This is a genomic window from Marimonas arenosa (assembly GCF_030848945.1).
Taxonomy (GTDB): Bacteria; Pseudomonadota; Alphaproteobacteria; order Rhodobacterales; family Rhodobacteraceae; genus Marimonas; species Marimonas arenosa.
On record NZ_JANHAX010000002.1, the window covers coordinates 252,423 to 265,704 of the forward strand.

Genomic DNA, 13,282 nt, shown 5'->3' on the forward strand with positions numbered 1-13,282 from the left:
TGCCTGATAGTATTGTTCCCGGACCGAATTGGACGGCCTTCAAGAGTAGATGTTCATGTATTTCATGCAGATTACCCGCAGGCAGGACGAGATGTTCTTGTCGTTCGCCACCAGGCACTGGTCGTGGATGCGAGTGATCAACTGCGGCAGGGTGATCCCCATGCGGTCGGACATGTCCTCGAGCACGGTCCAGAACACCCGTTCCAGCCGGACCGTGGTGGAGTGGCCGTGGATGCGGAACCCGCGCCGTTCGGGCACGAATTCACTCACCTGATCGAGGGAACAGGCGTTGAACATGTGACCGAGAAAGTCGTTCGGGTCGATTTCGACATAAATTGACATCCGTCGCGGGCCTCCTCGGCTCGTACATTTCTCAGCCTTCTCAAGGCTTTGAAACAATTCCACAATCCCTGTCCACGCGATAAACCGGACAGCAACGGGCATGTTTCCAATAATTACTACCGAATCTCCCGGCAGTGTCATTATCCTGATTGCATATCCGCCGGGATACATTGAGCCAGATCAGGGAGGGGGTATGGCAGCCGAGTTTTTCAAGAAAACCCTGGATCCGGTGATCGCTTTGTCTGCGATCGCGGTTCTCGATATCTTCCTGTTCCTGATCGTTGGCGCCTGGACGGTTGGCGGCGGCGAGACCATGATGACCGGGCTCATTGCCCAGGCCGTCATGGGGGACGAGCTTGAGCGTATCCCGTTCTGGAGCCTCGTCTTCACGCCCGATCCGACCTACTGGAAGATCTATATCAGCCTCGGCATGCTGTTCGGCGCCTTCGTCGGCGCGATACTGAGCAAGGAATTCTATATCCGCATGCCGCGGCGGCTGTCGGAATGGGTGTTGATCACCATCGGCGGGCTGCTGATGGGGATCGGGATCCGGCTGGCCTTCGTCTGCAACGTCTCGACCTTCTTCGGGATGACGCCCGAGATGAATATGGGCGGCTATCTTGCCATTTCCGGCATCATCGCCGGGGCCTGGGTCGGCTCGCTGATCTACAAGAAAATCCTGGAGGGCTGAGACATGAGCGCCATCGGTCAATGCCTCGTCGCTTTTGTCTTCGGCTCGGTCGTGGGGCTGCTGGTGCAGCGGTCGCGGTTCTGCAACACCGCGGCGCTGCGGGACGCGATCCTGTTCAAGACCTACCGCAACACCAAGGCGCTGCTGGTGGCGATGATGATCCTGACGCTGGGTTTCACGCTGTTCCTGACCTTCGGCGAGGGCAATCCGATGCATTTCGACGTCGGGCTCAACACCTTTGCCGGACTGTTCATCTTCGGGGTCGGCATGGTTCTGGCCGGGGCCTGCACGGTGTCGACCTGGGTCAAGACCGGCGAGGGCAATGTTGGGGCTCTCTGGGCGCTGTTGTTCACCTTCGTCGGGATGTTCCTGTTTTCGCTGGTCTGGTCGGTGAACTACTGGCCGCCGGCGCCGGCGTCGATGACCGGGGAGCCGAACCTCGAGGCGTTCCAGCTGGGTTATTCCAACGCCGCGACGCTGCAGGAAAAATTCGGTATTCCGGCGATCGTCTTCGGGGTGATCCAGACCGGGGTTCTGGTGCTGATCTATCGCGCCATCCGGCGCAAGGAGGAGGCGCAGGCCGAGCGGCACCGGAAATCGCAGGCCGCGCACAAGGACATGCAGGCGCAGCCTGCCGAGTGAAGCGACAGACAAGGAGGAGGACGAGATGGGCCTTTTCGGACGCAAGAAGACGGAAGACAGCGGCGGTGGCGGCAATGCCACGCTGACCTCGGGCGAAGTGGTTTCGATTGCGCGCAGCGTCGATTGCATCGGTGACAGCTGTCCCCGGCCGCAACTGATGACCAAGAAGGCGGTGGGCCAGGTCGGTTCGGGCGACGTGGTCGAGGTTCTGGTGGACAACCCGTCCTCGGTCGAGGCGCTGCCGCCGATGTGCGACGAACTGGGCGCGGTGCATCTGGAGACGATCCAGGAGCCGCGCTGCTGGAAAGTCTACCTACGCAAGGATTGATGCGATGACCGCCCCGAAGCTGATCATGCATGCCTATGCCTGGGCCTCGCTTGCCGTGGTGGTGATCGGGCTTGTCTGGCTCCTGATCTTCCCGCCGCCGAGCATGCGGGTCGACCGGGACGGGGTGCCGCATTTCACCCCGCTGGTCGAGCACCCGATCTCGGGCGAAGGTGTCAGCGTGAACGTGCTGATCCGGCATTACCGGGGCGATTGACAGGAGGGTGAAATGGACCTGGAAACCACAGCGCATGTTGTCTTAGGCGTTCTTGCCTTCGGGGTGATGTTTGTCGCCTTTCTCAAGGACTCGATGTGAGGGAGGGAGAAGATGGATCGTAGCAGCGCGATATTCTGTGTCGGCAGTCTTGCCGCCTGCCTTGCGATCTCGGCGGTGGCCTTTCCCTATGCCGCACTCGATCGCGACGTGGTCGAGCAGGCGCGGGTGCCGCAGCCGGCCGAAACCATGGCGCTGGTGAATGTCGGCGAAGGATTCGGCGAACTGCCGGTGGAGGAGTTGATGTTCTATTACGTCGAGACTCCGCCGGCTCCGATCGCGGTCGGTGCACCTGCGGCGCCGGAAATCAAGTTCGGGGGCTGCTGAAATGGGCGCCGGGCTCTGGTTGGACGGACTCACCGGCCCGGCCCGGCGGATCTGGGCCGCCGCACTGTTTGGGCTGGCGCTGGTATCGCCTGCGACGGCGCAACCGGTCGGAGTGCTGGACACGGTGCCCGAGGGTGCGGCCGTGCTCGACATTCGGGACGAGGGGGCCTGCTTGGAGGCCTCGCTGTCCGGGGCGCGCTGCCTGCCGGCGGACTGGTTGCTTCCGGCAAACGGTCCGATGATCGGGTTCCATGCCTTGCGCTGGCTGTTCGGCACGGTCGGGTTGCGCGGGGATGAGGTGCTGGTGATCTATGACGGGACCGAGCGCCCGGGCGATGTTGGCTTTGCTGTTGCCGCTCTGGCGCATCTGGCCGGGCAGGCAGAGGTCGCGGTGCATCGGGGACCCGGCACCGTTTCGGACGCGGGTGGCGAGAGCCGCAACCTGAGCCGCGAAGCGGTCTATACCGCGCCGATGCGGATCGCCGAAATGGTGGTGTCTGACGTGCCGAAGGGGCGGCTCAGCGACCAGCTCGCGGGATTTGCGAAAACGGGCGGGGTGGTCGTGTTCCCGCCGCGGAACTGACCGGGAACAGGAGGTCGACGGATGGACGTTCTGCTGCATGTCACCACGCCGGAGGCGGCAGGTATTGCCGCCGGGTTGGGCCGGGCGCTGACTGCGCGGGGTGCGGCCTGGGGCTGTTTCCTGACCAATGACGGGGTGAAGGCGATAGCCGATCGGGGATTTGCCGAAGCCTGCAAAGGCGCCGCGCGAGTCGCGGTCTGCGAACATTCCTGGGATCTGCACATGGCCGGGCGGGACTGTCCGGCGGAGCTTGGCAGCCAGACGGTGAATTCGCTGATGATGGCCGAGGCCACGCGGGTGGTGAGCCTCTGAGGGAGGGGTGAGATGGACGAAAAGAAAATCCTCGTTCTAGGCCGGCGCGACCATACCGAGGCGATGCGCGTGGCGGCGGGCCTAACGATTTTCGGCCACGAGGTGCGGTTGGTGTTTATGACCGAACCGGTGGCCGAGACCGAAGAGAACGCCGAGCAGGCCGAGTTGCTGGAATTGTCGGACATCGTGCCGGAAACCACGGTGCCGGAGATGGGTGAAGACCTGACGCTGCTTGACGCCGCAGCGCTGGGAAAGGCGATGGCCGAGGCCGATCGCGTGGTGAATCTTTAGGGGGAGGAGCCGATGAAGATCGTCGAACTGAAAACTGGGCTCTTCCCGGACGCCGGCACGGTCGAAGCGGCGCTCGCCCATCTGCGCGGCGATCAGGAGGTCGAGCGGAAAGACCTCACCGGGCTGACCCTGGAGAGCAAGGATGCATGGGACGACGTGGCCGGGGCGATCCTCGCCGCCGACCTCGTCGTCACGCTGTAGGAGCGGCCCTGAGCGGCCAAAGGAGAAGAAAAAGGGAGGACTAGACATGACAAGTATTGCGAACTGGTTGCGCGGCATAGCCGCGGGGGTAGGTATGTTCGCCGCGGTGGCGCTGAGCGCCGGGGCGGCCTGGGCGGCGGACCCGCTGGTCGATGTGGACTGGGTCAAGGCCAATATCGGCCAGCCCGGCGTCGTGTTCGTCGATGCCCGTGGCTCGACTGACTTTCTGCGCGGCCACATTCCCGGGGCGGTCAACACCAACTATGGCAAGGACGGCTGGCGGGTGAAGGCTGACGGCGTGCCGGGCGTGTTCCCGGCTGACCCGGCCAAGCTGGGCGAACTGATCGGCAGTCTCGGCATCGACAATTCGAGCCACGTCGTGCTGGTTGCGCCGGGCGCGAACTCGTCGGACATGGGCACGGCAACTCGGATGTACTGGACCTTCAAGGTGCTGGGTCATGACAACGTGTCGATTCTCGACGGTGGCATGGCGGCTTATCTCAAAGAGGTCGACGACAACAAGAACCCCGTGAACCCGCTTGAAAAAGGCGCGTCGAAACCCGAGGCGAAGAGTTTCGACATAGCGCTGCGCCAGGAGATGCTGATTGACGAAGCTGGGATGCAAGCAGCGATGGACGGTGGTGTGACGCTGGTCGACAACCGCACCGCTGACCAGTACCTGGGCGTCAACCGGCACGGCGCCTCGAAGGCGTCGGGCACGATCCCCGGGGCGGTGAACCTGCCGCAAAGCTGGATGACCCAGAACGGTGGCGGCACGTTCCGCGACGCGGCAACGCTGAAAAAGCTCTACTCCGCGGCCGGCGTGCCGACCGAGGGCGATCAGATCAGCTTCTGCAACACCGGACACTGGGCGTCGATCGGCTGGTTCGTATCGTCCGAGATCCTCGGCAACAAAAGCGCGCAGCTTTACGACGCCTCGATGACCGGGTGGACGGCCAAGGGCCTGCCGATTGAAGCCAAGATCGCGGCAGAATGACGTGAACGTGGCCTGAATGGCGCCTTCCACCGAGGTCCGCAGGCCGAATGGCCCGAAGGTCGCAGCGCACGTGCGTGTTGCGGCCTTCTTTCTGTTTTCCGTGGTGACCGCGGCCGGGCCCGTCCCCGCGTCAGCGACGGAGGCCGAGGAGCGCACACTGGCAAGCGAGTTGCTGATTGTCCGGGGCGATCTCGACCGGTTGGAGATGTCGCTGCCGCCGGCGCATCACGCGGGGCTGCATCAGCGGATCAGGGGGGCGCTGGGCGTGCTGCCCTGGCTGCTGAAGCAAGCGGGCGACTACGCCGGGGCCGGGGCGCTCGAAGCCTGGCAGGACAATCCCCTCGATCTACCGGGGGACCGGGCTCGGTTGGCCGCGCTGCTGTCAACGCTTGCGGAGCGCCATCCGCTGGCGTTGGGCCAGGCGGACACAAGGCTGCCGCCGGCCGTCCAGCGGGAGGCGCGCGCGATTCACGACGCGTATTGCGCCGGTTGCCATGACGGTCTTGGTGAAGGTGATCCCGAGCTCGATCTGCCGGCCCGCGATCTATTTGGGATGGGCCGGACCGAGCCGCCGAAGCTGTTCCTTGCCCGGTTGATCAACGGAGTCAAAGGCGATGAGACGCTGGGGTTCCTCAATCCGCTGACGGACCGACAGCTTTTGGCGTTGTGGATCCTGTACCGGACGCAATGACACCGCCCGGCGCATCGTCCAAGACCGGGGTCAAGCCGTGCGGACCGGGAGTGCCGGTTCACTGCCCGCGCCCAGAACCACGATTGGGCAACGTGCCGCAACGTGTAACTTGCGCAGCTGGTCGTCGCTGCGAAATGGACCTGCGGAAAGATCGACGACCAGTACGGCAGCCGGGATCCGGGACAATCTTGCAAGCAGCGCATCCTCGTCGCCAAACCGGTCAACCTGCATCGCCGCGGCCCCGGAGGCGGGTGTTTCCAGTTCCAGCGACAGGCCGTGGAGGCCGGTTCCCAGAACCTGGGCCAAATCCCGAGCCAGTTCAGCCGATCGCCACGAGGCGTTTTGCGGCGGCAAGATCACGACCACCTGTCCCGTGGTCCTGCGCAGCACGCTGTGACCAAGCAGAAGCATGTCCCAGCCGGATGCGGCGGCGCGCAGGCTGCCGATCAGGTCTCCGCGGCGCCGCTCGAAGGTCCATTTCCGGCTTCGGGCAACGGTCGACAGCATGTCACGGAAGGCGGCGGCATCTCGTTCCAGCAGCCGTCCGAACTCCTGGCGGGACGGGATCTCGGCGAATGTTCCGGCCGCGGTGACCAGGCGTTGTTTCGGCGAATAGGCGATCTCGGGGAACCCCTCATCCTCGAGCAGCAGCCCGCCCAGCTCGGTCAGCCAAGAACCGGCAAGCCGGTCGACCAGCCGCAACGCCGATCGGGCATCGGCGAAACATCCCGCCCCGATCAGAACGCGCATGGAAGATCGTTGTTCCACCATCAAACCTCCGCCTCGCCCCGGCCGGACCCCGACGGACCGACGAAGGCCTTTCTGGCCCGCGCGAAGTCCCGCAGTTTCGCCTCGACGCGCGCGTTGACCGAGCCCCCGGGAAACGTGTCGTCATCGCCGCGGACCCCAGCCTTGACACCGGTCAGGATTGCGATGCCTTCATCGATTGTCGCCACCGGGATCACCCGGAACTTGCCGTCCGCGACCGCGGCGACCACTTCGGGGCGCAGCATCAAATGTTCGACATTCGACTGCGGGATCAGGACCCCCTGCCGGCCGGTCAGGCCGCGTGTGGCGCAGGTTTCGAAAAAGCCCTCGATCTTCTCGTTGACGCCGCCGATGGCCTGCACCTCGCCTGCCTGACTGACCGATCCGGTGACCGCCAGCCCCTGGTCGATCGGCAGGTCGGACAGGGCCGACAGCAGGGCATAGAGCTCGGCAGACGAGGCACTGTCGCCGTCAACGCCGCCGTAGCTTTGCTCGAAAACGAGACTGGCATGCAGCGAGAAGGGTACGTCCGTTGCGTAGCGCGCGGTCAGATAGCCCGACAGGATCATCACGCCCTTGGAATGCAGCGGGCCACCCAACTCGACTTCCCGTTCGATATCGACCAGCTTGCCCGCCCCCAAGCGGGCGTTTGCAGTGATGCGCGACGGGCGGCCGAATCGGTAATCGCCCAGCCCGATCACCGACAGCCCGTTGATCTGGCCGACTTTTTCGCCGGTGGTGTCGATCAGAACCGTGCCGCGGGCGATGGCCTCCTGCATGCGGTCTCGGACCCGCGAGGCGCGCTTTTCCTTTTCGCGGACGGCGCGCTCGATATCGCTGTCGTCGATTTCGGTGCTGTCGCGGGCTTCGGCATAGTGTTCGGCCTCCTTCAGCAGGTCGCCGATGGTGCCCAGCTGCAGCGTCATCTTGGTGGAATCGTCGGCAAGGCGCGTCGCCTCGTCGATCAGCCGCGCCACCCCGGCGGCAGTAACCGGACGCAGCTTCTCGCGCGTGGCGTAAGAGCCGATGATGCGGGCATAAAGCGCGGTGTTGTCGTCATTGATCTCGACGGCGGCCTCGAAATCGGCCTGAACCTTGAACAGCTCGCCGAAATCGGGGTCGAGCATCACCAGCAGCGCGTGCAGCATCCTGTCGCCGATCAGCACGATCCGGGTGTCGAGCGGGATCGGGTCGGGTTCGAGCGACGTCGTCGAGATCAGACTCAGACGCTCGGCCATCGAGGTGATGTTGATCGACTGGGTTTTGAGACAGCGTTTCAGCGCGTCCCAGGCCAGCGGTTCGCTCAGGACATCGCGCGCGTCGAGCGCCAGATAGCCGCCATTGGCACGATGCAGTGCCCCCGGTTTGATCAGGGTGAAATTGGTCACCAGCGAGCCCATCTGCGACACGTGGTCGATCCGGCCGACAAGCCGATCGAGCGTCGGCAGCGGCTCGGTCTCGACCGGCGCGCCGGCGTGCTCGTCGCAGTTCTGCGAGACCATGATGTTCACGACATAGCGATCGAATGCCGGGTCGCGGTGGGTGTGGCGAATCGCTTCGGGAAACGGCCCGTCATTGCCGCGCGCCGCGGCGGCGAGAAACAACTCGGCATGGGCGATGATGTCCTCGCGGGCGTCTTCGACATAGTTGGCAATCGCCTCGATGGCCAGAAGCTCTGGATCGATCTCGGCCACCCGTGCCGACACCGCGCGTTCGGCCATTTCGACGTTCAGTTTCTCGACCCGCTTGCGGTGGTCCCGCTCAAGCTTCGGCGCCTGCCGCAGGACCTTGGCCAGATCTTCCTGCAGGCGGGCAATCTTTTCTTCGATTTCAGCCTGCTCGTCCGGCTCAAGCTTTTGAAAATCCTCGGATTTGACCAGCTGGCCGTTGCGGATTGCGGTCAGCATGAAGCCCATCGGAGTGCGCAGCAATGCCACGTTCTCGGCCTTGGCGCGATCGGCGAAATCGGCCATTGCCGCTTCCTGTGCCTCGGCCAGTTCCTGGTCCATCGACCGGCGTTGGGACTGGTATTCGTCGGACTCGAACAGCGCCGGGATCTCGCTGGCGAGGTCGTCGATCAGGTTCTGCATCGTCCGGCGGAAACGCGGTGCGGTCCCCGGCGGCAGCTGCACGGCCCTGGGTTTGTGCGCCGCTTCGAAATTGTTGACGTAGACCCAGTCGGACGGCACTGGCCGCGCGGTGGCCTGCTCTTTCAGCAGTTTGGCCGTCGCGGAATGCCGGCCCGACCCAGGCGGTCCAAGAACGAACAGGTTGAACCCTCGGTGCCGGACCTGGGCCGACAACCGGATCGCCTCGAGTGCGCGATCCTGTCCGATCAGGTCGTCATAAACAACAACTTCTGCCGTGCTGCGGAACGGGAGTTTTTCCGGATCGCACCGATGGCTCAATTTGTCGGGTGGAAGCTCTTTCACGTGTGTTTTCCTTCCCGAATGGACGCCGGTCGGGCGAGGTTTCGGACCCTTTCCGACAAAACCTGACAATAGAGGAATCCTGCGACGGGAAAATTGATCTGCCGCAAGCTCCGGTCTTGTTCACGGCAATACCGCCCGGTTACTTGCCCGGCATTTGCCACGATGTTCACAAGTTTAGCAAACCTGACGGGCAGAGTCCCGAAGGCGTGCCCTGCGGTTGGTCAATTGTCCGGACATCGCTTTGCCGCAGACAATATTCGTCTGCGCACGGACCGGTGTCCCGCCGTTTGGCCACTGGCTTTTCAATGGGGAATTTGGTGGAGCCTAGGTCTGACAAACCTACGTCTCATGTTTTCTCAAGCAATTTCAAAATGACAAGAAAATATTGTATTGACTGGATTTCTTAGTGCATCTTCTTGCAAATGGTCTCATCCCATCCCAAGATTAGTGTTGGGAACAATGTTGGGAAGATGGCATGGCAAAGCTTAACGCGAAACGGGTTGAAGCCCTGAAAGAGCCGGGTTTTTACGGTGATGGCGAAGGACTGTATCTCAAGGTTGGAGTTGCGGGCGCGAAGTCCTGGATACTGCGCACTGTGGTCCATGGGCGGCGGCGCGATCTTGGGTTGGGCTCGGCAAGCCTTGTCGCGCTGTCGGAGGCGCGGGCCAAAGCACGGCATTTCCGTAAAATTGCGCGCGATGGGGGCGACCCCGACGCTACGCGCAAACAGGAAAGCCTGACCTTCGAACAGGCGGCGCGGCGAGTGTATGAACAACTCCTGCCTACATGGCGAAACGCAAAACACGCCGAAACTTGGATCGCCACGGTCGAGCGATATGCGGGGTCGAGACTTGGGAAGCGGCCATTGCCCACGATTGGCACTGCCGACATTCTTGAGGTCCTGACGCCTATCTGGACGGAAAAACACGAGACAGCGAAACGCTTGAAACAGCGCCTCGCCACGATTTTCGATTGGGCCAAGGGCGCGGGACAGTATCCACATGAGAACCCTGTCAACGGTGTGAAAAAAGCCCTTCCAGCGGTAAAGAAGCGGACCAATCATTTAGCGGCGATGCCGTGGCAGGAAGTTCCTGACCTCATGCGGGAATTGGTCCAGCGCAATGCGGTCTCGGCCCGGACGCTTGAGTTTGTCATTCTCACTGCCGCCAGATCAGGCGAGGCGCGCGGCGCGCGATGGTCTGAGTTTGATTTGACGAGCAAGGTCTGGACCATTCCGGCCGACCGGATGAAACGCGGCGTTATTCACAGGGTTCCGCTTTCGGAAGCTGCAATAGCGGTGCTGGAAAAGGTCAAAGGCCTCGATACGGAGCTGGTTTTCCCGAGTGTGCAGCGCGCGAAATCAGGCATCTCGAAGCCGCAATCGGGGATGGTCTTTAAGGCTTTGCTGAACCGGATGCAGCGCGAAGGGTTTACCGTGCACGGCTTTCGGTCGTCATTCCGGGATTGGTGCGGCGAAAGCGCAAGGGCAGACCGCGAAGTCGCGGAAGCTGCACTGGCACATACGCTCGGGAATGAGGTCGAGCGCGCTTACGCGAGGTCTGACTTGTTCGACCGGCGGGTGACTTTGATGCAGGCTTGGGGTCAATTCGTTAGTGGAGCACATGGCAACGTTGCCCACTTGGTAAGAGCATGAAAGGGCGAAAGGTCACAATAGCCGGGTATTCGTTTCTCGAAGTCCGTCAAGAAGAGATTTGGCTCAGAGTTGAGCCGTGCCCGGAGCCGGACCGCCTTGTGTTGATCCTTCATCGTGACCGTGAAAACCCAGATTATCTGGAGTTCCCGGATGGGGGCGATTTCGAAAGTCACGACTTTGGAGGAAGTCCATTAACATTGGCCACAGACGGTTTTTCCCGCCATGAGTTTTGGAGTGAGCTGCCGGACGAAGAACCACTTGGCTTCAAAGGGCGAGCCGGTGGGTTTTCGGCCCGACAAGTAAATGTATTGTCGGATTCCTTCCACGGGGAATGTCAATGCGTGATGGATGCGCATGGCTGGATGGAAGGGCTCGACCTTCCCTCAAGGGAAATCCAGGCAAAGCTTCTTGAACTGGAAGGCCCAGAAGTTATGTCCGCTGCCCGGGAGCGATTTGGTGATAACTGCCGTGCGTTCTTCTGCGAGTTGGCGGCTGTCCATTTCTCGAAGCCGTTCAGCCGACTGTGGTATGCGGCAAACATGTTTTCACTGTATTATGCGCACTATGACGACCTTCGCGTCGGTTTTCTTTGGGCAGAGTATCAAATCAGGATGCGACAAGGCTCAAACGCGCGTCGGGGCGAGAAGACAAAGAATGCCGCGCGATCAGGTGGTGAAGCGCGACGACATGCTAACGAAGCGCTCCGGCAAGCCGTTGTGGAAGCGATGGCACCGCAAATTCACAACGGTCTTTCCATAAGCCGTGCGGCCACGCTTGCCTATAAGGGCGGCGTCGGGTCGAGCCCGGAAGCCAATAGAAGACTGTTCAACCGATTGAAGAAGGCGGCGGGCGAAAAATAGTTGGGACAGCGCCCGCCAAAGTCCCAACAGCATCATTCAAATTCACGCTGAAGCAAACAGTTTCAGGGTGCAGAGAATGGACGCAATAGCCGAAAACCGATTGGTTCGTGACAGCGAGGCGGCTGGAATCCTTGGGTGCTCCAAGGCGACATTCTGGCGGCGCGTTGCGGACGGAACGATTCCCAAGCCTTTGAAGATAGGCGGCATGAGCCGTTGGCCGACTTCCGAGATTTTCGCGGTAATCGAAGCGGCAAAGGCTCAGCGTGAAAACTAACGATAATCGTCTGGGTGCACTCAGAGTGCGCTGGCTCGGGCGACCGATGCACTGCAAAGGCATCGAACCACACGCTGACCAATTTTTGAGAAAAACACCCGTGTTTGATCTGGCGACGAGATACTCCGACGAGATGCCAGAAACCCCTTTTGTTCAAAGGGCGCTGAGGCCAGCGGCGCGGCCCTGTCATATAGTAGGGAAGAGAAGCCCTCGTCCGTCACGCCATGAAAGGCGCAAAGAGAGGGAAAGGTTCATGCGGTTCCGTGCAGCGGTGGTATTCGCGTATGCGATGGACTGGCCCCTGAATATCGGCCTCACGATCACCTGGACGGCCCTGCAAGCGGTTGGCGAACACAACGAGGGTCATTGCCTCGGGCGGGGTGAGTGGGATCGAGAGAAATACACCCGGGATGAGCTGGCGCGACTATGTCGCTCTGAAGGCTTGCCCTTTGTCGCCCTCTGGGGACGGGACGTAGGCGCGGACATGGGCTCCCATGTTCACCTGTCCATTTTCTGGCCTTCACGAAAGCTAGCCCAGCTCGTCGCCGTGATCGAGCGCATCAGCGGCAGCTCGGCGGACTTCGTTTTGAAGCCTTACACGGCAGATGTTGTCGCCCGTTCGGTCTGCGGCGGGTGGCAGATCAACATGAATACTCGTGACAAAGAGGGCGCTCTTGCATGGGCGGAATACATCGCAGCCCAGCATGCCAAGCACCCGGCCCCGCCAAAAATCAAGGGCAAGGCGTTTGGCATATCCCAAGCGATAGGGAAAGCGGCCCAGAAGCGTGAAAGGCCCGCGTTAGAGGCCAGAGCGGCAAAATATGGCTTCACCCGCACAGAGACGGCGGAATGCCCCTGAGAGGCCCGCATATCGCCTCCGATTAGCAATGAAAGGTTCGGTATGGGAAAGATCGAAAAGGCCAAGACGGACGATCTCGGGGTGAAGGTCAGCGGATCAGCGCGGGCAGGGCACAAGGTCGAACTGGCCCAGAAAAGTGCTCTGTGTAAGATATTCGGCACCTCAGACGAGATGCAGGCGAACGCCCTTCTAAGCCATTGCCTGAAACCTTTGAAAGCGGACGAGGCCAGCGACGAGCACCCGGCCAATGACGAGCGGACATTCATGCTGTCTGTGGTCCGTGATCTGGCCCCACGCGATCCTGTCGAACGCATGCTTGCGGTGCAGATGGCGGCAACGCACGTCGCTACGATCCGTTCGGCACGCTGGCTGGCGAACACTGAGAACATTCCCCAGGTCCAAGCTCATTATACGGGGTTCAACAAACTCGCCCGGACATTCGCGGCCCAGGTCGAGGCCCTGAGAAAACATCGGACGGGCGGGGAACAACGGGTTACGGTGCAGCACGTCAACGTCTCGGATGGCGGGCAAGCTATCGTGGGCGATGTCAAAGCCGGGGGGAGGGGTGGTATTGAATGATGGCGACAACCCCATGAACAGTCGAACAAGTCACCGCCTAATGAAGTCGTATTCCTCGAAAGTTGGTATACTACCATCCGCCGCTGCGACGAAAAAAATGAGTGGTCCAACGATGAAAACCAAAACAAGAAGAGCTAGCTTGAGTTTGTCCACTATTTCCGCACGCCGCATTTTGTGTCT

The 13,282-nt window shown here is 61.6% G+C and carries 19 protein-coding genes; 16 read left to right on the forward strand and 3 right to left on the reverse strand.

Features of this window, described 5'->3' with window-relative positions; all coding sequences use genetic code 11:
• Positions 1 to 39 precede the first annotated feature (39 nt).
• A complete protein-coding gene (locus NO357_RS07460; RefSeq protein ID WP_306735007.1) occupies positions 40 to 342 on the reverse strand; it encodes a ribbon-helix-helix domain-containing protein in 303 nt (100 codons plus the stop codon).
• A gap of 193 nt (positions 343 to 535) precedes the next feature.
• Between NO357_RS07460 and NO357_RS07465 the strand changes: the two genes are divergently transcribed.
• The 11 genes from NO357_RS07465 to NO357_RS07515 all read left to right on the forward strand — a co-directional run bounded on the left by NO357_RS07465 (position 536) and on the right by NO357_RS07515 (position 5,676).
• Positions 536 to 1,033 carry a YeeE/YedE thiosulfate transporter family protein gene (locus NO357_RS07465; protein ID WP_306735008.1) on the forward strand — a complete coding sequence of 166 codons (498 nt, stop codon included), beginning with the start codon at positions 536 to 538 and terminating at the stop codon, positions 1,031 to 1,033.
• 3 nt (positions 1,034 to 1,036) lie between these two features.
• Positions 1,037 to 1,675 carry a YeeE/YedE thiosulfate transporter family protein gene (locus NO357_RS07470; protein ID WP_306735009.1) on the forward strand — a complete coding sequence of 213 codons (639 nt, stop codon included), beginning with the start codon at positions 1,037 to 1,039 and terminating at the stop codon, positions 1,673 to 1,675.
• Between the two features lie 25 nt (positions 1,676 to 1,700).
• On the forward strand, positions 1,701 to 2,003 hold the full coding sequence (locus NO357_RS07475; protein ID WP_306735010.1) for a sulfurtransferase TusA family protein: 303 nt from the start codon (positions 1,701 to 1,703) through the stop codon (positions 2,001 to 2,003).
• A gap of 4 nt (positions 2,004 to 2,007) precedes the next feature.
• On the forward strand, positions 2,008 to 2,217 hold the full coding sequence (locus NO357_RS07480; protein WP_306735011.1) for a hypothetical protein: 210 nt from the start codon (positions 2,008 to 2,010) through the stop codon (positions 2,215 to 2,217).
• A 111-nt stretch (positions 2,218 to 2,328) separates the two neighbouring features.
• Positions 2,329 to 2,601 (forward strand): hypothetical protein, encoded by a 273-nt coding sequence (locus NO357_RS07485; protein WP_306735012.1) that lies wholly within the window; start codon positions 2,329 to 2,331, stop codon positions 2,599 to 2,601.
• Position 2,602: 1 nt separating this feature from the next.
• Complete coding sequence (locus NO357_RS07490) at positions 2,603 to 3,184, forward strand: rhodanese-like domain-containing protein (RefSeq protein WP_306735013.1); 582 nt, start codon at positions 2,603 to 2,605, stop codon at positions 3,182 to 3,184.
• 21 nt (positions 3,185 to 3,205) lie between these two features.
• Positions 3,206 to 3,496 carry a hypothetical protein gene (locus NO357_RS07495; RefSeq protein ID WP_306735014.1) on the forward strand — a complete coding sequence of 97 codons (291 nt, stop codon included), beginning with the start codon at positions 3,206 to 3,208 and terminating at the stop codon, positions 3,494 to 3,496.
• A gap of 12 nt (positions 3,497 to 3,508) precedes the next feature.
• Complete coding sequence (locus NO357_RS07500) at positions 3,509 to 3,787, forward strand: hypothetical protein (protein WP_306735015.1); 279 nt, start codon at positions 3,509 to 3,511, stop codon at positions 3,785 to 3,787.
• A gap of 12 nt (positions 3,788 to 3,799) precedes the next feature.
• Complete coding sequence (locus NO357_RS07505; protein WP_306735016.1) at positions 3,800 to 3,988, forward strand: hypothetical protein; 189 nt, start codon at positions 3,800 to 3,802, stop codon at positions 3,986 to 3,988.
• A gap of 46 nt (positions 3,989 to 4,034) precedes the next feature.
• Positions 4,035 to 4,985, forward strand: coding sequence for a sulfurtransferase (locus NO357_RS07510; RefSeq protein WP_306735017.1), 951 nt, complete (start codon positions 4,035 to 4,037; stop codon positions 4,983 to 4,985).
• A gap of 16 nt (positions 4,986 to 5,001) precedes the next feature.
• On the forward strand, positions 5,002 to 5,676 hold the full coding sequence (locus NO357_RS07515; protein ID WP_306735018.1) for a hypothetical protein: 675 nt from the start codon (positions 5,002 to 5,004) through the stop codon (positions 5,674 to 5,676).
• Positions 5,677 to 5,706: 30 nt separating this feature from the next.
• Here NO357_RS07515 and NO357_RS07520 read toward each other — a convergent pair whose 3' ends face one another.
• Together NO357_RS07520 and NO357_RS07525 are read right to left on the reverse strand one after the other, a co-directional pair.
• Entirely contained in the window at positions 5,707 to 6,426 is a 720-nt protein-coding gene (locus tag NO357_RS07520) for a hypothetical protein (RefSeq protein ID WP_306735019.1), read from the reverse strand.
• Positions 6,427 to 6,446: 20 nt separating this feature from the next.
• Positions 6,447 to 8,876, reverse strand: a complete 2,430-nt coding sequence (locus NO357_RS07525; protein ID WP_306735020.1) for a Lon protease family protein — start codon at positions 8,874 to 8,876, stop codon at positions 6,447 to 6,449.
• A 475-nt stretch (positions 8,877 to 9,351) separates the two neighbouring features.
• Here NO357_RS07525 and NO357_RS07530 point away from each other — a divergent pair, with 475 nt between their 5' ends.
• The 5 genes from NO357_RS07530 to NO357_RS07550 all read left to right on the forward strand — a co-directional run bounded on the left by NO357_RS07530 (position 9,352) and on the right by NO357_RS07550 (position 13,102).
• Positions 9,352 to 10,530: a tyrosine-type recombinase/integrase gene (locus tag NO357_RS07530; protein ID WP_306735021.1), complete on the forward strand. Its 1,179-nt coding sequence runs from the start codon at positions 9,352 to 9,354 to the stop codon at positions 10,528 to 10,530.
• Complete coding sequence (locus NO357_RS07535) at positions 10,527 to 11,390, forward strand: hypothetical protein (RefSeq protein ID WP_306735022.1); 864 nt, start codon at positions 10,527 to 10,529, stop codon at positions 11,388 to 11,390. The genes NO357_RS07530 and NO357_RS07535 overlap by 4 nt, the downstream gene beginning before the upstream one ends.
• Before the next feature lie 76 nt (positions 11,391 to 11,466).
• The gene (locus NO357_RS07540; protein WP_306735023.1) at positions 11,467 to 11,664 is read left to right on the forward strand and encodes a helix-turn-helix transcriptional regulator; all 198 of its coding nucleotides are present in this window, start codon (positions 11,467 to 11,469) and stop codon (positions 11,662 to 11,664) included.
• A 253-nt stretch (positions 11,665 to 11,917) separates the two neighbouring features.
• Positions 11,918 to 12,523, forward strand: a complete 606-nt coding sequence (locus NO357_RS07545) for a hypothetical protein (RefSeq protein ID WP_306735024.1) — start codon at positions 11,918 to 11,920, stop codon at positions 12,521 to 12,523.
• Between the two features lie 42 nt (positions 12,524 to 12,565).
• Positions 12,566 to 13,102, forward strand: a complete 537-nt coding sequence (locus tag NO357_RS07550) for a hypothetical protein (protein WP_306735025.1) — start codon at positions 12,566 to 12,568, stop codon at positions 13,100 to 13,102.
• Positions 13,103 to 13,282: the final 180 nt, after the last annotated feature.

Bases quoted from the DNA above. Each gene is read 5' to 3' on its own strand.
- NO357_RS07460 (WP_306735007.1), bottom strand. From the start codon at position 342: ATGTCAATTTATGTCGAAATCGACCCGAACGACTTTCTCGGTCACATG.
- NO357_RS07465 (WP_306735008.1), top strand. From the start codon at position 536: ATGGCAGCCGAGTTTTTCAAGAAAACCCTGGATCCGGTGATCGCTTTG.
- NO357_RS07470 (WP_306735009.1), top strand. From the start codon at position 1,037: ATGAGCGCCATCGGTCAATGCCTCGTCGCTTTTGTCTTCGGCTCGGTC.
- NO357_RS07475 (WP_306735010.1), top strand. From the start codon at position 1,701: ATGGGCCTTTTCGGACGCAAGAAGACGGAAGACAGCGGCGGTGGCGGC.
- NO357_RS07480 (WP_306735011.1), top strand. From the start codon at position 2,008: ATGACCGCCCCGAAGCTGATCATGCATGCCTATGCCTGGGCCTCGCTT.
- NO357_RS07485 (WP_306735012.1), top strand. From the start codon at position 2,329: ATGGATCGTAGCAGCGCGATATTCTGTGTCGGCAGTCTTGCCGCCTGC.
- NO357_RS07490 (WP_306735013.1), top strand. From the start codon at position 2,603: ATGGGCGCCGGGCTCTGGTTGGACGGACTCACCGGCCCGGCCCGGCGG.
- NO357_RS07495 (WP_306735014.1), top strand. From the start codon at position 3,206: ATGGACGTTCTGCTGCATGTCACCACGCCGGAGGCGGCAGGTATTGCC.
- NO357_RS07500 (WP_306735015.1), top strand. From the start codon at position 3,509: ATGGACGAAAAGAAAATCCTCGTTCTAGGCCGGCGCGACCATACCGAG.
- NO357_RS07505 (WP_306735016.1), top strand. From the start codon at position 3,800: ATGAAGATCGTCGAACTGAAAACTGGGCTCTTCCCGGACGCCGGCACG.
- NO357_RS07510 (WP_306735017.1), top strand. From the start codon at position 4,035: ATGACAAGTATTGCGAACTGGTTGCGCGGCATAGCCGCGGGGGTAGGT.
- NO357_RS07515 (WP_306735018.1), top strand. From the start codon at position 5,002: ATGGCGCCTTCCACCGAGGTCCGCAGGCCGAATGGCCCGAAGGTCGCA.
- NO357_RS07520 (WP_306735019.1), bottom strand. From the start codon at position 6,426: ATGCGCGTTCTGATCGGGGCGGGATGTTTCGCCGATGCCCGATCGGCG.
- NO357_RS07530 (WP_306735021.1), top strand. From the start codon at position 9,352: ATGGCAAAGCTTAACGCGAAACGGGTTGAAGCCCTGAAAGAGCCGGGT.
- NO357_RS07535 (WP_306735022.1), top strand. From the start codon at position 10,527: ATGAAAGGGCGAAAGGTCACAATAGCCGGGTATTCGTTTCTCGAAGTC.
- NO357_RS07540 (WP_306735023.1), top strand. From the start codon at position 11,467: ATGGACGCAATAGCCGAAAACCGATTGGTTCGTGACAGCGAGGCGGCT.
- NO357_RS07545 (WP_306735024.1), top strand. From the start codon at position 11,918: ATGCGGTTCCGTGCAGCGGTGGTATTCGCGTATGCGATGGACTGGCCC.
- NO357_RS07550 (WP_306735025.1), top strand. From the start codon at position 12,566: ATGGGAAAGATCGAAAAGGCCAAGACGGACGATCTCGGGGTGAAGGTC.